This is a genomic window from Pseudoalteromonas porphyrae (assembly GCF_001298125.1).
In the GTDB taxonomy this organism is placed as follows: domain Bacteria; phylum Pseudomonadota; class Gammaproteobacteria; order Enterobacterales; family Alteromonadaceae; genus Pseudoalteromonas; species Pseudoalteromonas neustonica.
In genome coordinates this window covers 46,627-67,031 of the sequence record NZ_LHPH01000027.1, presented here as the reverse complement: position 1 = coordinate 67,031, position 20,405 = coordinate 46,627, and the positions used below count along the sequence as shown (strand labels likewise).

The following is a 20,405-nucleotide window of genomic DNA, read 5'->3' as shown; positions in this document are numbered from 1 at the left end:
TTTTATTATTTATTTTGCTGATCCTTATTGTTCGTGGCAACGAGGAACAAATGAACATACAAACGGTCTGATCAGGCGTTATTTCCCAAAGAAAACTGATTTTTCAACTATAACTAATGAACAACTCCAAGAGGTTGTAATGAAAATTAATACTCGCCCAAGGAAAATACTAAATTATCAGACAGCTGAAGAAGTCTTTATTAATTAGTGATTTAAGGTTTGGTGCACTTGGAACCTGAATTCGGGTGGGTGACTGGTGCATATTCACACCAATCGACGTCATTACTGGATGCATAGTCATATTTAAAGTGAGTTTAAAAAGTAACAACACTTGGTTTTTTGAATAAAAAGATCAAGAAAACACAGCAGCCTGCTTGACCGGAACTTTCTAATGGGTGACCCTGATAGCTTGACCCTGACAGAGACTCGTTGTGCGTCGAGTGCGCACATTTGATGCCGATTGGAGTAACCATCTCAAGCACCCATCTTATTTTGAAACTGAAGTAACCGATTGAACCAAAATAGGAACTCAGTTATGGTTGAACCATCAATAAATTAAACACGAGTTATTCTACAGGCTCGTTATATATTTTAGGATCTAGAAATGTGTTAATTTTTGCAGCAATATTATTTTTATTGCCAAGTTGTATTGGGCAGTTTTATTCAACAAGAGAGTATGAGATGACTTTTTCTGATAATCTCGAAAAATGGAAAGTGGCTAAATTAATTGGTATCTTTTTAGCCGTTGGGATCTTTATCGGGCAAGTGTATAGCGTCGAATATAACACCTCTAGGTTGTTAGGTATTGTTATTTGGCCTGGCGTTTGGATGTCATTGATTATTTATACAAAACCGTTTGGCGAAGTTTTCTTAAATGACGCGTCAGAGTACAAAAAAGTCGGTTTACTTGAAGATGCTGCATTTATAGTTGGTTGGATAGGAGTACTATTTCAAACCGCCAAGCTTATTATTTTGTTTTAAGAGAGAAGGGTGGTCAGATCGCTTGCTTGATATTACCTAGTAAAAATGTTCTGTAATAGCTTATCTAATGCTGACGATGCATGCTCAGCAGAATAAGATTTATGAAGTAATGAACTTGACCCCTTTGTATGTCTTTATTTTTGGCTGCTAGCATATAAATCTGACCAACTTGCTTTTCTGGGCTGTTCTTCGCTTGCAATTGCTTACAGTCTAAAAAATAGCGTCTATACTCAGTTAATAATTCATTATCAAGTTATTACGTTGACTAGAAAACACTCCTCCCCGAATTCAGGGAGCAAGTTCATAACTCTTATAAATGGCATGTCCGGAATAGCGCTGACCGTTGATAAAAACGCGGAAGCATTTGCTATCACGTCTGGTCTACCATTACGCCTAACAGCAACTACAAATTCGCCAAGAGCAGTTTGAGTCATCAATCGAGCATTATTACCCATAGCTGCAAGGATTTCACCTTGAATGGGTGAAGCTGGGCCTGATAGCGCCCTAGCCGTGCCAGTATCAATATTGATAGCACCTTGCCTAACTCGTTCTAGAGTTTCATTTTCTGTTAATGATTCAGCTGGGGGATTAGAAAAAATAAACTGGACAGCCACTTTAATTGAGCAAATAAAACTGCGCTACTAAGTTTACTCTTTTGGGCTAAAAACTTATCTCTTCTTGAATTCAATTATCAAACTTTAGGGTGGGTGTCATCTTTGCTTTTCCTTAAAAAATGACAGGCGGATGTTATTACTTTTATTTAACATCTACAATCATCTCTTTGTATGGAAAACACAATAAAACCACATTTTAGTAACAAGTCAACCACATTAATTCAGAAAAACAAACAACCTTACAACCCTATTTTTACCTCAATTATATTCTCTGCTTTTTTGTAGTAAAAAAGCATGTGATAACTTTTAAACCCATCAGCAAGCATGCATAAACCCTAGCCATCTGGCTAGGGTAATTAAAAACTAATTTTTTCTAAATCATTGATTATTTAGGTTAATTATCGCTTTTATAATTTCATCCGGGTGCTGAAATACAGCCATATGATCGCTGTTGTTCAATGGCACATATTGACCGCCTGATTGCTCACTGATCAAGTGACTCCATTGTGTTCCTTCTTGCTGCCATTTAATGAGGCCATCAACATACTCGGGCTCTGCGTTTGCAATATCATGCGACTCAAAGTCAGTATCTATGACTGTAATAGGCACTGAGGTGGCTATATCACTGTTGAGCACGCTGGCTAAGTCATCATGGTAATTCATGATTTCTTTTGCCCGGGTTACTTGTTTATCAATTTGTGCTCTGCCTTGACTAATGAGATCAAAATACGGCCAATTCATATCATTTTGATAATTGATAGGAATAAGTGCATTCATTTCTTCGCGTTCAGCGGCTAACTTACCCAATGTTCTTTCGGTCCAATTACCCTGCTGTATATGTTCAATAAGATCGCCCCCAACTTCTCTGTACCACGATACTGGCCAGTCTTGATATAGACTGATTGAATGAGGGAGTAAAATATCAGGATCAACCCAGAGCATGCCTTTAAGATTGGCTGACGCGTGTGAATCTGGAGACACTTGCCACAAATGAGCCAAAATATTTGCGCTTGCAAAGCTCACCACTATTAGCTCATCTTCGTTGAGTATATTAAGGGTTTTATCTAATGCAGACACAAACGATGCATATGATGGTTGATCTACATCACTGCTAAACCCATTACCAAAGCGCTCTATAACATGTACGCGATGCGTTTTTGCAATTAACGGCTGCAACAATGAAAACCATGCACTGTCACTATGAAAGTTTTTATTAAACCCTGAGAGTAAAATAATGGCAGGGCCGCTATGCTCTAGGCCCATACTGCGTACATGCACATCTTTATTTGGCTGCGTGCCAACACGGTATAAACTTGAGTGAATATCTAGCTTATTTAGGCTGACTGAATCAAAAAAACTGATCACTTCCTCAGTGGTATTAAAGCCAGTAAAACCCCAACTATGTCCTCCGCCTTCAATAGCCACTAACTGATTAATGTGTATGTCATTTTTATATACATATTTGGTCGTTGCATTGGTTTTTTCAACTTCGACTGGCGACTCTATATCGTTTTCTTTAGCAATAAGTTCTATTGCATATTCACTAGCTATAAGCCCAAAGTTTGAATGAGTTAGACCATAATAGGGCAATGTTTTGTCATTTTTACCATGCACCATCATATAGTGTGTATTATTTTCAATGTAGCAGCTTTGTGATAATTGCACCGACATTGGCGATGCAACCGACGCTATCGCGTTAAACTGTAAGTCACTATTACACATTAAATTTTGTGCAAAAAGCCCCCCTTGAGAAAATCCAACAGCATAAAGTTCATCATCTATGATGTTGTATTTTGTTTTAACATCTGCAACAACCTCATCTACAAAACCTAAATCATCAATTCCGAGCCGGTGTGGCTTATTGCAATCACACCCTTCATTCCATTCTTCAACCTTTGATTGCGGATAAACAACAATATAATTGTCTGATGCAGATTCAAGAGCCGACATACTACGCATGCTTTGTGCCCCTTGTCCGGAGCCATGAAAAGCCAATAGTAATTTATAGGCTTTTTTTGAGTCAAAGTTTTTAGCTGGCAGTGAAAGGTAATAACTTCGCCCATTTAAATTTGTTTTATTTACATCGCTCTCTGGTGGCTTAGATACAGGAGAAGCCGATTTATTGTCGGTGCCATTACAACCTGATAATAGCCATGTTATAGCGACTATTTTTAATAAACAATATAGATAACTACGCATTTTTTTTACTCTTATTAAACATGGAAGCTTAGCAAATCATGTATTTACATCAGCTCACATAGTTCGAGCTTATGTTTTTGTTATGTTTGTGTTATGTTTTAAAATATAAAGTTATTTCAATATGATAGAGATTAGTATGACGGTACACATTGCAAGTGTAATGTTTGATGCAAACCAGCGAACATTGGTAAAGGGCACTCAAAGTCGCAATCTTGAACCTAAAGTATTTAACTTTTTAACAGCTTTATTGGCAGCTAATGGGCAAATTGTCAGTCGTGATCAACTCATAGAAAAAGTATGGAACAACCGTGTTGTAGGTGAAGGCGCAATAAACAGAACCGTGTCTTTATTACGTGGGCATTTTGCTGCATTAACCGATGAAAACATTATTGAAACAGTACCAACTCAAGGTTACCGGCTCATTGCTTGTCTTGAAGGTTTGAGCAAAGACCCTATTGAGCCCGTATTAAATGAAATTACCGCTACTGAAAATAAAAAAAGCACATGGTTTTTCATAAAAGTAAGCTGCGTTATTACCTTCATTTTACTCTTTTTAGTGGCGCTTATTAGTTATTTTATTAAACCAGATAGTTTTACTCATTCAAACACGCTATCACTTATTAGCGCCCCATTAATTGCACTCAACGGATCGGAGTATAAACTATCTACAACGGATTCTGGCCAACACATTCTATTTCATCACCTAGATGAAAATAATAACCAAGCAGTGTATTTATATGATACAAAAACACATTCAAAAAAGAGAGTATTAACAGATTCACTCGCCACCATTAACGCCAAAGGAACGCAACTTGTTTATGCAACGAACATTGATAAACAGTGTTCGATTGCTATTTATTATGTCGCAACACAAAAGCAGCAGCCTTTATTTACCTGTGATGAAATACCAACATCATTAGTATGGGGAGAAAATAACACCTTTTACTTTACTAAGCGCTTTAGTAAATCGCATCCGTACCAGGTATTTAGCTATAACGTAAATACAGGCAGGTTAAAACAAATAACCAACCCCACCAGCAAAAATAACACCAAAGGTGATTTTAATTTTAATTACAACCGTCATACCAATCAGCTTGCCGTTCTTCGTTATATAAATGATAACCAATCTCATATTATTATCATCAACGATGATCATGTCTTAACAGAGCACACTGTTGATTTGCGAATAAATAACCTGCTATGGCACCCTAATAATAACGATTTAATTATTGCTGATAGTGCAAGCCTGTACACTCTAAAAACCGCTAACAGCCACTACTCATTACTTAAAAAATTAGACTTTAAAATTAACTCATTGGCTCTTTTGCAAAGTGATAATGGCCCTTCTCTATTGATCAGTAATCTCAACGCTGTAAGTGACATTGCAAAGTATAATATTAAACAAAAAACACACATTACATGGCAACAAAGCGCTCGAACAGAATTATTACCTCGAATGAAAGCTGACACACAACTTATTTTATCAACACGCTATAAAAGCCATCATTGGTGGAGAATAAAAGGTGACAACGCCCAACTAATTAATGTTGATTTACCGTTTGAATTACAGTTTGTTCGCTATGAGCTTTCAGATGATGGTAAGCGTGTGCTGTTTAGCAAGCATGGTGATATATATGAATTAAATATTGATGAAAACACGTATCAGCACGTTTTCACTGAATCAAAAAATAGCTATGTTGCCAATTACGATGCGAATAATAATGTTATTTACAGTGGCAACTCTTCTGGTAATTGGCAACTATGGCACTACCAAAGAAGTAGTGGCCAACACACGCAACTTACCGTAAATGGTGGTTACAGTGGCAGAATAATTGGTGAATACCTGTATTACTCTAAATTTACGGTCGATGGCTTATGGCGAAAAAAATTAGACCATCCAAATGAAGAGCTGATAATTAAAGACTTTAATCGTATTAATTGGTTAAATTGGCAAATCATCAATAACCAGCTGTATTTCTACAGACAAGAAACCGGTGTATGGGCATATAATATTGACACACACACTGAACAATTGCTGTTGCCAAAAACGAATGATTTTATCCATCAATATACAATATCGCCTGATCAACAGTATATTTATTGGGTTCGGTTGAAGGCACTCCAAGGAGATATTTACCAGTATGCGTTTTAAATCCATTGTTTAAATTATCAAAGGCTGTGATAAAAAATGTTTAAGCACAATAGTAACCTTGGACCAAATTTAAAAAAGAGATATGCCTGTACGCAATGTGGTTATTGGGAAGAATTCAGTGCTAAATAGTGTGAGCGCTGCTTTCACACTTTGACCCATGAAGATAAATGGAAAATGCGCAACGCTTACCTCAAAAATCGCAACGAAAACTGGCTCCACTCAGTATATTTAGCTGTGTTTTTTTTATTTATTATCGGGTGCCTAATCTTTTAATAGTTTTCGTCCTCACTAGACACTGTCACACTTAAGTCTTCATCCATATTTTCAAAAACCAAAAAGTTAATGGGCTTACAACAAACCTGACAATCTTCAATATATTGCTGATCAACATCTGTTGGGTCGAGCAGCACATCAATACTCTCGCCACAATATGGGCATGCTATTGTTTGTTCAGTTAGTTGATTCATATTATCGCTCCAACGTAGATTAATACGCTCGTTTACTTTCGTATATGCGTAAAGGTTACGCTTTTATAGAGTCTCCCATGGCGAGCAAATATCAATTAGACAACCATTAGGATCTTCAATTAAAAAGCGACGCTGCCCGTAAAATTCATTATGAGGCGCTTGCAAAATAGGTATCTTCATACACAGCGCTTTTTCATAAGTGCTATCAACATCTGCCACAACAAAAGTAACGTACATACCTGTTGGCGACTGTTGGAACTTTTTTGGCACTAAGGAGTGATCCTTTTGAATAATACCATATTCAATTGAATGATCGTCTGGCGAGCAAAGTTGTACATACCAATCACTCTCATATTTAACAATAAAACCAAGTAATTCTACATAGAATTTTTTACTTTCTGGTAAATTATCTGAGCATATATTTGTTAAAATTTTCATTCCATCTCCTTAGTAAGCGGCACAACTTCGGTGCAATTAACTCATTCCAAAATCACTTTTGAACCTTTAATGAGTATTTAACCTTAAGTACTTTAATATAGCAAAAAGCGCAGCTAAGAGCCGCGCTTTACTTAATTAGTTGTTCTTATGCACTTTTTAAAAAAAGCCAAGCGGATCTTCGCTGTAACTTACTAACAAGTTTTTAGTTTGTTGGTAATGATCAAGCGCGAGTTTGTGGGTTTCGCGGCCGATGCCTGACTTTTTATAGCCGCCAAAAGCAGCGTGAGCTGGGTACATGTGATAACAGTTAGTCCATACGCGCCCTGCCTCTATCTTACGGCCAAAGTGATAGGCACGGTTCATGTTGCGGCTCCACACCCCTGCGCCTAAACCAAACTCTGAGCTATTGGCTAACTCCAGCGCTTCAGCTTCATCTTTAAAGGTCGACATTGAAATAACTGGGCCAAAAATTTCTTCTTGAAATACCCGCATATCGTTAGTGCCTTTAAGCAAGGTTGGCTGAATATAGTAGCCACCGTTTAACTCGTCACTTAATTGCTCAATATTGCCACCGGTGAGTACTTCTGCGCCTTCTTTTTTACCAATTTCGATATAGCTAAGGATTTTATCAAACTGTGCTTTTGAAGCTTGTGCACCCACCATGGTTTCGCTATCAAGTGGATTACCCCGTTTGATTTGCAAAGTACGCGCTAAAATACGTTCTATAAATTGCTCGTAAATATCTTCTTGAATAAACAAACGCGATGGGCAAGTACACACTTCACCTTGGTTGAAGTACGCAAGTACCGCGCCTTCTATTGCTTTACTTAAGAATGAATCATCTTTTTCCATTACGTCATTAAAAAATATGTTCGGTGATTTACCACCAAGTTCAACAGATGATGGAATGATATTATCAGCTGCGCATTTTAAGATATGCGAGCCAACTGGAGTTGAGCCCGTAAAGGCAATTTTAGCAATACGGGTGCTCGTCGCCAGAGCTTCGCCGGCTTCTTTACCAAAGCCGTTAACAACGTTTAGAACGCCTGCAGGTAGTAAATCGCCGATAAGTTCCATTAACACTAAAATTGAAGCCGGTGTTTGCTCTGCCGGCTTTAAAATCACACAGTTACCCGCCGCAAGCGCTGGCGCTAACTTCCACGCAGCCATTAAAATAGGGAAGTTCCACGGAATAATTTGCCCAACCACACCAAGAGGTTCATGAAAGTGATAAGCGACTGTGGTCTCGTCAATCTCACCAATACTGCCTTCTTGTGCGCGAATACAGCCTGCAAAATAACGAAAGTGATCAGCTGCTAATGGAATATCTGCTGCGAGTGTTTCACGAATCGCTTTGCCGTTATCCCATGTTTCGGCCACGGCCAGTAACTCAAGGTTTTGCTCTATCCGATCAGCTATTTTTAATAGTATGTTGCTGCGTATAGTCACTGAGGTTGTTCCCCACGACGCTTTTGCTGCGTGTGCTTTATCAAGAGCCAATTCAATATCGGCTTTATCTGAGCGTGGAATTTGGCAAAACACTTTACCATTTACAGGGCTTATATTATCAAAGTATTGGCCGTTTACAGGCTCAACCCATTGTCCGCCAATGTAGTTACCGTATTGAGGTTTAAAATTAATGAGTGCGCCATCAGCACCGGGGTTTGCATAAATCATTGTGTGATTCCTGTTCAAATTGTTGAGTTTGACTTAACCTGGGTTAATTAACGTCCAGCGAGTAGTTGTTGTTTATTTATCCGCCACCTGTTGACATTAGCCTATAAGAAGCTTAAAAACTTGATTAGCTGTCCAAAAAACATGTCTGTGCGTCCATTGTTTAAAGGAGATAAAATGACTGCATCACTACCAACGAGCAACCTCACGAGAAAACGCCAAGCAGTTGATGTGCTTATTGAAAATAAAGTCACCTTTGCAGCAGAAAATGCCGAACTCAGTATTTACGATACCTACCAAGATGCACAGAAAGTTGCCCTACACTCAAGTGAACTACTGTTTTGCGGGATGATTAGTGGTAAAAAAGTGATGCATGTTGCTGATAGTGACTACCATAAAGAATTTTTACCTCAACAATCATTTGTACTCGCCCCCGAGCAAGGTGTATTAATTGATTTTCCACAGGCATCAATGCAGCAGCCCACGACTTGTTTAGCTATTGAAATAAGCTGCGATAAAATTAGCCAAGTGGCTGATGCACTTAATATGCAACAACAAATAAGCAGTGATGACTTTTTTCAGTACATACCTAACCTAGTGCACGCACAGCACAATCAACAAACTCAACAATTACTGGAGCGTATGATTGGTCTATTCAGTGAAAACGAGCAAGATCGTCATTACTTAATTGATTTATCCGTCAATGAATTAATCACCCGCCTGCTACAGCAACAAAGCCGTGATTTATTACTCGCTAATTGCCAACATGCTGCTCCATGTCCATTAACTGATGCACTGTATTTTATGAAAGAGCATCTTAATCAAACACTCGATATTGATACGATCTGTAAAATAGCGTGCATGAGCCGTAGTAAGTTTTATCAACAATTCAAACTGGCCTTTGGGCAAAGCCCTGCTGCATATCAACAACAACTTAGATTAAAAAAAGCGCGTCAACTTCTGCTATCAGGGCAACAAATAAGCAAAGTTTGCTATGATATTGGTTTTACGAACCCCAGCCATTTTAGCCGTTTATTTAAGCAATATTTTGGCGTTTCACCAAAGAATTTGCTATTAAATAAATAACAACATTTTTGCCTAATTCAGCAAAGCCGTTTAGAATCCAGATTAGTTAACTTTAAATTCTCTTTTAATAAAAAAGACAGGAAAGCTGCATGTTCGTCTCGAGTAAAACGTATTTATCAATAAAAAATCAAAATGATGCGCTAGTAAAGGAGATCGAAACATTAAAAGCGAAAAACAAAACCCTCTTTGATGAAAAGCAGCATTTACAAACACAGCTTAATGATCAAAGAAAAAACGACATACAAGTATTTCAAGAAAGCTTACTTACAAGCTCTATTGATTGTATCACTCAAATTGAAGGAGTTCGTCAAACCGTTTTAGAGTCGTATTTAACCATTGATGAAGAAAGTAAAGTTAGCTACCAAATCAATGAACTACTTGATAACTCAAATGTTTCACTTAAGCATATTGTTCATGAAATGGAAATTATGGCAAAAAAAATGGGAAGTATGACCGAAAACATTTCAGGCCTTTCAAGTATGGCTGATAGCATAAATACGTTTGTAGTTACCATTTCGAAAATTTCAGATCAAACAAATCTACTAGCTTTAAATGCAGCAATTGAAGCTGCACGTGCAGGTGAAGCTGGTAGAGGCTTTAGTGTGGTTGCTGATGAAGTTAGAACACTTGCCACTAATACAAATCAATCTGCACAGGAAGTGTCTGAACTGGTTAAAGAAATTATTGCTAAAACAGGTGAAACCGTAGAGTCAGTTTCAGATATTCAACAAAATAATGCCCAGCTTTCTACCAATTTCGATTCTTTAAATAACGATTACAGTGCAATTATCAGTCACTGCACCAAAATGAAAGACACTATTACGAGTGCTGCAACGCGCTCATTTATTCAAACCGTTAAGCTAGACCATATAGTTTGGAAAGGCGATGTTTATGCTGTTGCAAACGGTACTAGTAAAAAATCAATCGACGACTTTACAGATCACACAATGTGCCGCTTAGGGAAATGGTATAACTCTGAACAAGCTCAGAACTTCAAAAAACTTAATGCTTTTAAACAACTTGAAGAGCCACACCGCGAGGTACACCGTAATGGTGTTGAAGCGTTAGTACTAATACATAACGGTGAAAGAAGTAAAGCAATCAAACATATAAATAAAATGGAAGCTGCTAGTGAGCGCGTGATGAATTTGCTTGATGAGCTTGATAACCATTAACTCTGTTGCTCTATAAATTACGCATTTAACCTGCGATCGAATAAAACTAAATATGTACGCATGAGCGTTAAATATTTAAAAGTACGGCATAACTATAATATTTTTTAGTTGACTAAAACCTTATTCAAGCTTATTTTCTCGCTGATGTTTTTATCGGCACAACAATAGCGGTGCACCCTCTGCACCGTCTGGCGATAAGCCAACGCACTTCACTGTATTTATAAGTGACATTTGCGTGCAAAAGCAGTGACTTGGAATATAAGCCTTTGAGCTAACATTCTTTGTTTTTGTTAAGTCACTTGGGCCAATCACTCAAGTACTTTTTATTTTGTGAATACTTAAATGCTTGAACCTTCTGCGCTAAGTCTTGTGCCACCCATTGTGGTGGTGATATTGGCGATCATTTTACGCCGTCCTATTTTATCTCTACTTATGGGTTCCTTAGTTGGCCTTGCCATGCTTGATCCTGTTGCGATGTTAAGTAATTTTGCGGCTGCGTCTTTAAAAGTGATGGTCGATGAAACCATTGGCTGGCTTATTTTAGTGTGTGGTGGCTTTGGTGCGTTAATCGCATTATTGGTGCGTACTGGTGGCGCAGCCGCATTTGGCAGCTTTGCACTGCGTTTTTGTAAAGGCCCGCGTTCATCATTAATGATGACTTTTATCCTCGGTATCGTGATTTTTATCGACGATTACCTCAATGCACTTACCGTGGGTGAAACCATGAAGCGCATTACCGATAAATTTAAAATCAGCCGTGAAATGCTCGCTTATGTGGTTGACTCTACCGCTGCGCCAATTTGTGTACTCGTACCTTTATCTACCTGGGCGGTCTTTTTTGGTGGCTTGTTGGTTGATAACAATATTGCTAGTGAAGGCCAAGGGATTGCTGTGTATATGCAAGCCATTCCTTACATGCTGTATGCCTGGTTTGCGGTATTGCTAGTGCCCTTAGTCGTGCTGGGTGTTATTCCATTATTTGGGCCGATGAAAAAAGCACAGCAATTAGCCATGCAAGAGCAGGCACAAGTAGACCCGGCACAATATAACGAAGTACAAACTGCTGACGAATACGCAGTTAAAGCAGTAGAAGAAAGCTTTGAAAGCGCAGATAACCACGGCAAACTGTACAACTTTTTATTGCCAATCTTATTGCTCGTTGCCTTTACTGTGTATTTCGATATTGACGTATACAAAGGGCTATTAGCTACATTTGCAGTGACAATCCCTATTTATATGCTGCAAAAATTAATGCCCTTTGCTGAAATGATCGAAAAAATGCTTGATGGTTTTAAAAGCATGATCCCAGCAATTGCCACTGTAATTGCCGCGTTTATTTTTAAAGACGTGTGCGATAAACTATTGCTACCGCAGTTTGTTATTGACTCACTCAGCCCATTTATGACCGCGGACTATTTACCTGCGGTGGTGTTTTTAGCGATGGCAGTACTGGCGTTTGCTACTGGCTCAAGCTGGGGTATTTTTGCGGTCACTATTCCGATTGTAATGCCGTTAGCTGTCGCGGTTGACGCGAATATTCCGCTGGTAATTGGTGCGCTGCTATCAGCATCATCATTTGGTAGCCAAGCCTGTTTTTACTCAGACTCAACAGTCCTTGCGGCACAAGGCTCAGGCTGTAACTTAATTAGCCATGCGGTTACACAATTACCCTATACGTTCATCGCAGCAGCGTGTGCTTTTATCGGGTTTTTAGTGATAGCCTAAGTAACCAAAACTCGGGATAATAAATCTATCTCCAGTGGCTATTTTCAACGCTAACTACGTTGAATTTACTTGAAATAGGCATTCGACGCGTAAATTCGCCTTGTTATCCCTGAAAATCTCCGATTGGAGAGTTGAGTGAATTTTTATATTATTAAATCAATACGTTAGTAGATAATTAACCCGAGTTCAGGTAAGTATCTGCTAATAAAAAATCGATTACAGGTTTAGGGCCTATTTATCTTTTGAGGTTAAACATGCGCTGCCCAAAGGGTTCTTCCTAGAGGCGATTAACTCTTTGTTACCTACACGGATGTAGGTAAGGGGCGTTAGCAGGACGCGGAAGCTTTGCTCGATTTTTACTTACCCCACTCGATTCCAAACCTCGCGCCGCGATTAAATCGCCCCTAGATTGAACAAATTTTAATCCTGAAATATCAACAGCCCCTAATGTAATCGATTTTACATACACTCAAAATAAACGTTTAAAATTTTCCAACTGATTTTACTGAATCAGTTAATGAGGCCGCCCCAACATAGCCGATCATACTTGGGTTTTTACTGACTAAGTCAATAACATCTGCATCATTTCCTACTTCTTTTGGTGGTGACCCTTTACCCGTAAAAATCAATTTTGACCAATAAGCTTTTAATTGGCTGCCCGATTTAGATAGTACATTACTATCAAACTCTTTACGCGCTGCAGAGCTTTCATCTTGATTTAATGGCACAGCTTGATTCCCATCGGAAAATGATTTCGCTTTCCCTAAAAAAAGCTTTGAAATTTCAGATTGATCAAAACTACTACTGTTTGATGGGTGAACAATAATAACAACCTCGGCATTTACTGAGTAACAACTAAGCAATAAAAGCGATAAGAATACTTTTTTAAACAATATCATAACTTATTCCTTAAAATACCAAATCAATGCCAAATGTGATCGACTCACTATCACCTGCAACGGCCAAATCAAAGGATTCATCATTCACTTTGTCAAATTGGACTTTAAAAGCCGCAGAGGAATGAAAATCCCAGCGTACGCCAACCGACGTTGTATCATGTTGTTCACCATCCTCGGCATCTTCTTCAAATTGAGAATAGGTAACATAAGGAGTGATGGTATCAAAGCGGTAGCCTAAGGTAATCATTGAGGTATCAAGGTTGCCATTTAAATCCAACCGATTTAGCTCTGTTAGTATAAATAAATTATCAAAATCTAAATTAACCGCAACACCATAAAATTTACCTGTTCGGCTAGTTTCACCATCAAATAATACTTGCTCACCTTTACGGTAGCGCTCATTTTTGTATGTCATATGAGTTAAGCGAACTTCAAACCAATCTTTGTTTAACTGCAGTACTCCACCAAGCATGTCACGCCAAATTTCACGCGTAGGCTCTTTGAAAAAAAACTCACTGAGCAGTTTATTTTCCTTATCGTCTTCTTCACCGTAATAAAGATTACCCATGACAGACCAATCACCAATCTCACCACTATAGAGTGCGTTAACACCGTTGTAGTTAAATATTTGCCATGTGTAATTATCAGCAGGTGGACGCATCCACACATAGGCATAACCTACGTCATAAAAATCTGAATAATAAAACAGCGGCAAACGCTTTTTACCTGCTTGGATCGTCCAATGTTCATTTATTTCATAAGATATGTATGCCCACTCGATTGTTGCATCAAAATCATTAGCCCCTCGGGCAACAATTTGACCTGTCATGGATAAACCTTCGGCTAAATCAGCATTAATTTGTAGGCCAAATAAGCTTTCAGGCTTAAATGAAATATCTTCTGAGTAAGCTGAAACAATCGGATAGTCAGCTAAAAAGGTAGGGGGTATATCGTATTGCGGGACTCCACTTCCAGATAAAACCTTACCGGCATTGATGCTGGTAAATCCTGAGAAGTTAATCTCGCCATAAGAAGCACCTGTAAATAAAATGCAATTCACAGTTAATAACCAATACAGCTTTTTCATCATTTGCGTTACCTTATGATATTAGTATTTTGCAATATGCAGTAATAAAACTAGCTCACCGTGAAAATTTTGCTCATTATTTATAATAAATTATTTTTAAATTAAGCATTAAATATTATTTTTTCCATCATAAATAACATCAATATAACGAGCAAAATGCTTTATAAGTGCACAGTAAAACAATCTTAATTTCTATTTTTGATAAAAATGGGGGGCATCTACAAATATGAATACCCGCTATCAATTACTCAAAGCGCAACCACTACGAGATTTATTTTAACTAAGCCAAGACTATTACTTGTATGTAAGGGCTGAAAAAGCAGATAATTGCATCCATATAATTAATACACTCACTAAGTAATTTTTTTAGCCCTTGCTAAACTTACTTGTCAGTGCGCATTTAAGTGGAACTATTTAATGGAAATTAAAGTTAATTTTCTCGACAACCTCAGACTAGAAGCCAAGTTTGACGATTTCTCTGTGATCGCAGATCAACCAATTCGTTATAAAGGCGATGGCTCTGCGCCAAGTCCATTTGACTACTTTTTAGCATCATCTGCGTTATGTGCTGCGTACTTTATAAAAGTGTATTGTAATGCCCGTGACATCTCGACAGATGGTATTCGTGTTGCGCAAAACAACATTGTTGATCCTGAAGATCGTTATAACCAAATTTTCCAAATTCAAGTAGAGCTGCCTGAAAGCATTTCTGAAAAAGACCGTACCGGTATCCTACGTTCAGTAGATCGCTGTACAGTTAAGCGCGTTATTCAAACTGTGCCTGAATTTAAAATCGACGCGGTAGAGAGCTTAGATAATGACGCACAGGCCATGCTAATGGCAAAGCCTGAAGGTAGCGAAAACACCTTTATTTTAGGTAAAGATTTACCGCTTGAGCAAACCATTGCTGATATGACCGCAATTTTAGCTGACTTAGGCATGAAGATTGAAATCTCATCGTGGCGTAATATCGTACCAAATGTATGGTCATTGCATATCCGTGATGCGGCGTCGCCAATGTGTTTTACCAATGGTAAAGGCGCAAGTAAAGAAAGCGCATTATGCTCAGCCCTAGGCGAATTTATTGAACGCTTAAACTGTAATTTTTTCTATAATGATCAATTTCTTGGTGAAGAAATTGCCAACAGTGAGTTTGTGCACTACCCGAATGAAAAATGGTTTAAGCTCACTGATGATGACTCACTGCCACAAGGTATTTTAGACGACTATACACTGAGTATTTATAACCCTGAAGATGAACTGTGTGGCTCACACCTTATCGACACTAACTCAGGTAATGTTGAACGCGGCATTTGCTCAATTCCGTATGTTCGTCAATCTGACGGCGAAACTGTGTACTTTCCTTCAAATTTAATTGAAAACTTATTTTTAAGTAATGGCATGAGCGCAGGTAATAACTTTGCCGAAGCTAAAGTGCAGTGCTTGTCAGAGATTTTTGAACGTGCAGTTAAACGCCAAATTATTGAGCAAGAACTCGTACTACCAGATGTGCCAGACGCAGTACTTGCTAAATACCCAGCTATTGTTGCCGGTATTAAAGGCTTAGAAGAGCAAGGTTTCCCTGTAGTAATTAAAGATGCCTCGTTAGGCGGTCAATTTCCGGTTATGTGCGTTACCCTAATGAACCCAAAAACAGGTGGTGTATTTGCCTCATTTGGCGCGCACCCAAGTTTTGAGGTCGCTCTTGAGCGCAGCTTAACGGAGCTATTACAAGGACGCAGCTTTGAAGGTTTAAATGACGTGCCAAAACCTACCTTTAACAGTATGGCCGTCTCTGAGCCTGAAAACTTTGTTGAACACTTTATAGACTCAACCGGTAAAATTTCATGGCGTTTTTTCAGTGCTAAACACGATTATGACTTTGTTGAATGGGACTTCTCGGGCACTAACGAAGAAGAAACTGCAAGTCTGTTCGGCATCTTGAAAGACTTAGGTAAAGAAGCCTACATAGCGGAGTTTTCAGATATTGGCACCGCGTGTCGTATTTTAGTGCCTGATTATTCAGAAGTTTACCCTGTAGAAGACTTAATTTGGGATAACACCAACAAAGCCCTTAAATACCGTGAAGACATTTTAAACCTGCACAGTTTAGATGAAGATCAACTAGCCGATTTAGTAGAGCGACTTGAAGAAAGCCAGCTGGATAACTACACAGATATTATCACTCTAATTGGTGTTGAGTTTGATGAAAACACAGTTTGGGGCCAGCTAACAATCCTAGAGCTTAAATTACTTATTTATTTAGCATTAGGTGATTTAGAAGCAACGATGGAATTAGTTGAAACCTTTTTACAATTTAACGATAACACGGTTGAGCGCGGGTTATTTTATCAAGCAATGCACGCCACACTCGAAGTGGCACTAGGTGAAGACCTAGAAATTGAAGACTACATTCATAGCTTCACTCGCATGTTTGGGCAAGAAGTAATGGATGCCGTGGTAGGTTCAATCAATGGCGATGTGCTGTTCTACGGTTTAACACCGACCAACATGCAACTTGAAGGGTTAGAGCGTCATCAGCGTTTAATTGACAGCTACAAAAAACTCCACGCTGCACGCGCTGCAAGAGCTAAATAAACTTTATACTGCTTATAATACTCAAATTAAATTTAAGCACCTAGCATTGGCAGGTGCTTTATTTTTTTGTAGCGCAAAGCCAACGACAAACAATGCGCAAGTTCCTTGTTCGGCAATGCTTGCTCTAGCTCAAACACCAAAGCACGATTACCTTGATAGACAAAGGTATCGCCATATAGCTCTTTAAAGGTATCGATTAGTTTTGTTTTACAATTAAAGTAAATACAAAATTGCTGCGGCGCTTTTTCTTTATAATCGAATCTTATTGTTGAACCACTTTTTGCGATATAACTCGGCTCACCCCACTTTAAAGTTTCCTCGACAGTAGTAATACCATCCTGCGCAGCTACCTGAAAAATTAAGTCTCTTATTTCATGTAATACAACCGCGATACTTTCAGGGTACGTCATAAATTTTTGTTTAACGCTATCTTGCATTTAGCTACCCTTAAAGAGTCGAAAAATCATGTTCTTTCGTTAACGTAAGTATATTTACTTGTTTATCTAAGTCTGTACTTTGATAGATTTCAAGTGTAGTTGAATTAGTTAAAAATAAACTCACATCAATGTAGCCGTTTACCTGTGCTGAAAACATTTTTCCCTGCCACTGTAACTCCTGAGACAAATTGGTTTGCTTAGCTGCTGCAATAACATCCTTAATAACTGTTAACCCAACAGCGTTCGAATTGTCATCATGGCGCTTTACTGTAATTCCACCTACATCCGCTGCAAATGTGATCTCTAGCCATGCGGGCTTTTCTGAATGTTTCCAGATACCTACTATCGAATTAACTACGGGTTCATACCGGTAATGTCCGGTGATCTTATAACGAAACAATACGTCTTCTCGCTGCGGCCCTGATCCGATATTATGCACTATCAAAGGCGTTTTATTATCTACTGCGTATGTGTTTACCACAATGCCGATATGCGGCAGGTTACCTGGTAGCATCCAGGTGACAATATCACCCGCTTTATAGTTTTCAACATTGTTCGTAATCGGCAGCACAGTGCCATGACGTTTAAAAAAAGTTTGTAAGTTGGGCACTCTGCGATGATCGATATTACTATCGGGCTTAGTCAAAGCCCATATTCTTTTTGAAGGATAAGAAGAAAAGTTATCGCGCATGTCTTCATGCACTAATTGTTGTAAATCAACCCCCAGTGAACGGTAGCTACGAATAACCACGTCAGTGCACACGCCAATATTGGCGGGAACATCACCATTTGGATACGCAATTCGATGATATGCGCCATCGTAACGTACATTGTGTTGTGTTCTATCATTTGCGGCGTTTGCCAATCCATCAGTAAATGTATTGCTATAACTAAAAGCAGAAAACAATAGCGGCAAAAACCAAAGTACATAAGTCATAGTCATTCCTGTAAATTTAAACGCTATTTAAACTTCAATAGCTTTAAAATCATGGCTGCTTATTCTCATCCAACATCTTCATTACTCGTTTTAACTCTCGAAGCACCAGCATAGGCTCATCATTTTGAATAAAATGACCGCTTTTTTCTGTTAATACACTACGTCCTTGAGGAAATTCAGCAGTCCAATTCTGCCATATCTCCCCCCACATTATTCGGCCCTTGTCTGTAAAAAACAAATTACTCGGTTCAGCCATTTTGCGCACTGACGCAATAACGGTGACAGGTATATCTTTAATCTGTGGATAGTCTGGTAAGGGCCGTTTACTCCAAAAATCTAAATATTGATTCGACATACCATTTGCCATATCACTTAGTTTTATTTGTGCGATTTCTTTATTACCCTGTTCTAGATTTATGGCACGCAGTATATCTACATCGTGCTCAGAAGAAGGATCGAGCATAAGTAAAGCATTCAGTTGCTGTGGGTATTTTGCGGCAAATTCTCGCGCAACACTGCCGCCATAAGAGTGTGCAGCCAATACTATAGGCTCTGAAATATCCAGCGCCAACAAGAATTCGCTCAGATGCTGTGCATAATCCATTGAAGTGAAATGCCGTTTAATTGCAGTTGAATTACCATTACCAACACGCGAGTATCGAATAACCTTAGTTTGTTCAGCTATGGAACTAAAAACCGAGTTCCAATCATCTAGCCCTGCGCTACCACCTGCCTCTAAAACCACAATTTGCTTACCACTGCCTGCAATTTCATATTGCAACTCAAACTCTCCCACTTTTACAAATGCTGCTTTAACATTTGCAGCAAACAATAAAGAGAGAGTCAGTAACAAGAAGCTATTAGTATTAACACCTAGAGATCTTAACTGCATTGCATTTTCCTTTTACATTTTAGCTTAGGTTTGACTGTTGGAGGTAAAATGCTCACTGAGAATTAGCCTAATTTCAAGCTCGCTTCGCTTGATTTCTTTCATTATCGATTGTCGGTTCATTTCCATAAACAGCCACAGTTTTATTGCAATTTGCATCATTAAACTACTCACAAAACACACTGCCCAAAACAATTGCTGCTCGGAGTTAAAAAATTGATAAGCTGATAATATAAAAATGGCAGTGAATATAAAAGCGAAAAACGTCCCTAGAATAGTCCAAAGTCGCATTTTTCCCTTATATATATCAATTAGTTGTTTAAATAAGCCTGGATCACTCTCTAAAATAGACTCTAAATTGTGTTGCTCTGCTTGCAAACTATGTTTAATTTTTTCATCAATATTCATCATCATTCTCTCCAATTATTCATTTAACCATACTGCCAACTGAGCTCTTGCCCGATGCAAACGTGACTTAACTGTCCCAACCGCTACATCCGTTATTAAGGCGATGTCACTAATTGACATTTGCTCTAGATAAAATAAGTAAATACTGTGCCGCTCACTATCCGGCAGGTTATTTATTAGTTTGAGTAAATCAATCGATTGCTCATTACTACTTGTCATATCTCTTGTTTGTTCATGCTTATCTGGTTGAAAACTTTCGTAGCCCCTGCTTTGTCGGGTTGTATCTATAAATTTGTGATACACCACTCTAAATAGCCACGCTTTAAATACACTTGGCTCTTTTAGTTTTCGAATATCTTTTGCCACTACAGCCCACGCTTCTTGCGTAATATCCTTTGCTAAATCCGTCTGCTTGCTCAATTTCATCGCGAAGAGAAAGCTTGGTTTGTATAAACAGTTGCATAATGAGTTAAAAGCTAGCTCATCGCCCTGCGGTGCATTAATGACAGTAAGCGTTATTTGCGTCGAATTCATGCAATTCCTTTATCTCTTTTTTACAAGACGGTTTAGCTTGGTAAAAGGTTCGCAACTTTTTATTTTTTACAAAAAAGCCCAAGCAATTGCTTGGGCTCATTGTAA

17 protein-coding genes and 1 pseudogene are annotated in these 20,405 nt (G+C 38.5%); 7 read left to right on the top strand and 11 right to left on the bottom strand.

All coding sequences use genetic code 11. The annotated features are described in order from the left end of the window. Both ADS77_RS21820 and ADS77_RS18500 read left to right on the top strand, forming a co-directional pair. On the top strand, positions 1-208 hold a 208-nt coding region (locus ADS77_RS21820; protein WP_152960609.1), incomplete at its 5' end, for an IS30 family transposase. Positions 209-606: 398 nt separating this feature from the next. Further along, the gene (locus tag ADS77_RS18500) at positions 607-981 is read left to right on the top strand and encodes a hypothetical protein (RefSeq protein ID WP_054206942.1); all 375 of its coding nucleotides are present in this window, start codon (positions 607-609) and stop codon (positions 979-981) included. 992 nt (positions 982-1,973) lie between these two features. On the opposite strand, the gene ADS77_RS18490 is transcribed toward ADS77_RS18500, so the two are convergent. Continuing rightward, entirely contained in the window at positions 1,974-3,794 is a 1,821-nt protein-coding gene (locus ADS77_RS18490; protein ID WP_054455752.1) for a hypothetical protein, read from the bottom strand. 136 nt (positions 3,795-3,930) lie between these two features. Here ADS77_RS18490 and ADS77_RS18485 point away from each other — a divergent pair, with 136 nt between their 5' ends. Then, positions 3,931-5,946, top strand: a complete 2,016-nt coding sequence (locus ADS77_RS18485) for a winged helix-turn-helix domain-containing protein (protein WP_054455750.1) — start codon at positions 3,931-3,933, stop codon at positions 5,944-5,946. Between the two features lie 269 nt (positions 5,947-6,215). Here ADS77_RS18485 and ADS77_RS18480 read toward each other — a convergent pair whose 3' ends face one another. The 3 genes from ADS77_RS18480 to ADS77_RS18470 all read right to left on the bottom strand — a co-directional run bounded on the left by ADS77_RS18480 (position 6,216) and on the right by ADS77_RS18470 (position 8,528). Then, positions 6,216-6,413: a CPXCG motif-containing cysteine-rich protein gene (locus ADS77_RS18480; RefSeq protein WP_054205973.1), complete on the bottom strand. Its 198-nt coding sequence runs from the start codon at positions 6,411-6,413 to the stop codon at positions 6,216-6,218. 63 nt (positions 6,414-6,476) lie between these two features. Next, positions 6,477-6,851 carry a VOC family protein gene (locus ADS77_RS18475; protein ID WP_054455748.1) on the bottom strand — a complete coding sequence of 125 codons (375 nt, stop codon included), beginning with the start codon at positions 6,849-6,851 and terminating at the stop codon, positions 6,477-6,479. 156 nt (positions 6,852-7,007) lie between these two features. Further along, positions 7,008-8,528, bottom strand: a complete 1,521-nt coding sequence (locus tag ADS77_RS18470) for an aldehyde dehydrogenase family protein (RefSeq protein ID WP_054205971.1) — start codon at positions 8,526-8,528, stop codon at positions 7,008-7,010. 174 nt (positions 8,529-8,702) lie between these two features. On the opposite strand from ADS77_RS18470, the gene ADS77_RS18465 reads away from it, so the two are divergent. The 3 genes from ADS77_RS18465 (at position 8,703) to ADS77_RS18455 (ending at position 12,511) form a co-directional block, all read left to right on the top strand. After that, positions 8,703-9,611: an AraC family transcriptional regulator gene (locus tag ADS77_RS18465; protein WP_054205970.1), complete on the top strand. Its 909-nt coding sequence runs from the start codon at positions 8,703-8,705 to the stop codon at positions 9,609-9,611. A gap of 89 nt (positions 9,612-9,700) precedes the next feature. Beyond that, entirely contained in the window at positions 9,701-10,786 is a 1,086-nt protein-coding gene (locus ADS77_RS18460; RefSeq protein WP_054205969.1) for a methyl-accepting chemotaxis protein, read from the top strand. Between the two features lie 342 nt (positions 10,787-11,128). Beyond that, a complete protein-coding gene (locus tag ADS77_RS18455) occupies positions 11,129-12,511 on the top strand; it encodes a Na+/H+ antiporter NhaC family protein (protein ID WP_054205968.1) in 1,383 nt (460 codons plus the stop codon). Positions 12,512-12,993: 482 nt separating this feature from the next. Here ADS77_RS18455 and ADS77_RS18450 read toward each other — a convergent pair whose 3' ends face one another. Together ADS77_RS18450 and ADS77_RS18445 are read right to left on the bottom strand one after the other, a co-directional pair. Further along, the gene (locus tag ADS77_RS18450) at positions 12,994-13,410 is read right to left on the bottom strand and encodes a phosphate ABC transporter substrate-binding protein (protein WP_197279081.1); all 417 of its coding nucleotides are present in this window, start codon (positions 13,408-13,410) and stop codon (positions 12,994-12,996) included. A 10-nt stretch (positions 13,411-13,420) separates the two neighbouring features. Further along, positions 13,421-14,500 carry a hypothetical protein gene (locus ADS77_RS18445; protein WP_082355720.1) on the bottom strand — a complete coding sequence of 360 codons (1,080 nt, stop codon included), beginning with the start codon at positions 14,498-14,500 and terminating at the stop codon, positions 13,421-13,423. A 414-nt stretch (positions 14,501-14,914) separates the two neighbouring features. Here ADS77_RS18445 and ADS77_RS18440 point away from each other — a divergent pair, with 414 nt between their 5' ends. Beyond that, positions 14,915-17,095 carry an OsmC domain/YcaO domain-containing protein gene (locus tag ADS77_RS18440; protein ID WP_054455746.1) on the top strand — a complete coding sequence of 727 codons (2,181 nt, stop codon included), beginning with the start codon at positions 14,915-14,917 and terminating at the stop codon, positions 17,093-17,095. Positions 17,096-17,127: 32 nt separating this feature from the next. Here ADS77_RS18440 and ADS77_RS18435 read toward each other — a convergent pair whose 3' ends face one another. From ADS77_RS18435 to ADS77_RS18415, 5 genes and pseudogenes are all read right to left on the bottom strand, one after another. Beyond that, on the bottom strand, positions 17,128-17,532 hold the full coding sequence (locus tag ADS77_RS18435) for a DUF1801 domain-containing protein (RefSeq protein ID WP_054205966.1): 405 nt from the start codon (positions 17,530-17,532) through the stop codon (positions 17,128-17,130). 358 nt (positions 17,533-17,890) lie between these two features. Beyond that, positions 17,891-18,469, bottom strand: a pseudogene (locus tag ADS77_RS22765) (DUF1287 domain-containing protein); the annotation flags it as partial. A gap of 49 nt (positions 18,470-18,518) precedes the next feature. Then, a complete protein-coding gene (locus ADS77_RS18425; RefSeq protein WP_054455744.1) occupies positions 18,519-19,361 on the bottom strand; it encodes an alpha/beta fold hydrolase in 843 nt (280 codons plus the stop codon). A gap of 24 nt (positions 19,362-19,385) precedes the next feature. Continuing rightward, a complete protein-coding gene (locus ADS77_RS18420) occupies positions 19,386-19,769 on the bottom strand; it encodes a DUF6768 family protein (RefSeq protein WP_235575806.1) in 384 nt (127 codons plus the stop codon). Between the two features lie 12 nt (positions 19,770-19,781). Continuing rightward, a complete protein-coding gene (locus ADS77_RS18415; protein WP_054455743.1) occupies positions 19,782-20,300 on the bottom strand; it encodes an RNA polymerase sigma factor in 519 nt (172 codons plus the stop codon). Positions 20,301-20,405: the final 105 nt, after the last annotated feature.

Coding starts and splice junctions, on each gene's coding strand:
- ADS77_RS18490 (WP_054455752.1), bottom strand. CDS start 3,794: ATGCGTAGTTATCTATATTGTTTATTAAAAATAGTCGCTATAACATGG.
- ADS77_RS18485 (WP_054455750.1), top strand. CDS start 3,931: ATGACGGTACACATTGCAAGTGTAATGTTTGATGCAAACCAGCGAACA.
- ADS77_RS18480 (WP_054205973.1), bottom strand. CDS start 6,413: ATGAATCAACTAACTGAACAAACAATAGCATGCCCATATTGTGGCGAG.
- ADS77_RS18475 (WP_054455748.1), bottom strand. CDS start 6,851: ATGAAAATTTTAACAAATATATGCTCAGATAATTTACCAGAAAGTAAA.
- ADS77_RS18470 (WP_054205971.1), bottom strand. CDS start 8,528: ATGATTTATGCAAACCCCGGTGCTGATGGCGCACTCATTAATTTTAAA.
- ADS77_RS18465 (WP_054205970.1), top strand. CDS start 8,703: ATGACTGCATCACTACCAACGAGCAACCTCACGAGAAAACGCCAAGCA.
- ADS77_RS18460 (WP_054205969.1), top strand. CDS start 9,701: ATGTTCGTCTCGAGTAAAACGTATTTATCAATAAAAAATCAAAATGAT.
- ADS77_RS18455 (WP_054205968.1), top strand. CDS start 11,129: ATGCTTGAACCTTCTGCGCTAAGTCTTGTGCCACCCATTGTGGTGGTG.
- ADS77_RS18450 (WP_197279081.1), bottom strand. CDS start 13,410: ATGATATTGTTTAAAAAAGTATTCTTATCGCTTTTATTGCTTAGTTGT.
- ADS77_RS18445 (WP_082355720.1), bottom strand. CDS start 14,500: ATGATGAAAAAGCTGTATTGGTTATTAACTGTGAATTGCATTTTATTT.
- ADS77_RS18440 (WP_054455746.1), top strand. CDS start 14,915: ATGGAAATTAAAGTTAATTTTCTCGACAACCTCAGACTAGAAGCCAAG.
- ADS77_RS18435 (WP_054205966.1), bottom strand. CDS start 17,532: ATGCAAGATAGCGTTAAACAAAAATTTATGACGTACCCTGAAAGTATC.
- ADS77_RS18425 (WP_054455744.1), bottom strand. CDS start 19,361: ATGCAGTTAAGATCTCTAGGTGTTAATACTAATAGCTTCTTGTTACTG.
- ADS77_RS18420 (WP_235575806.1), bottom strand. CDS start 19,769: ATGATGAATATTGATGAAAAAATTAAACATAGTTTGCAAGCAGAGCAA.
- ADS77_RS18415 (WP_054455743.1), bottom strand. CDS start 20,300: ATGAATTCGACGCAAATAACGCTTACTGTCATTAATGCACCGCAGGGC.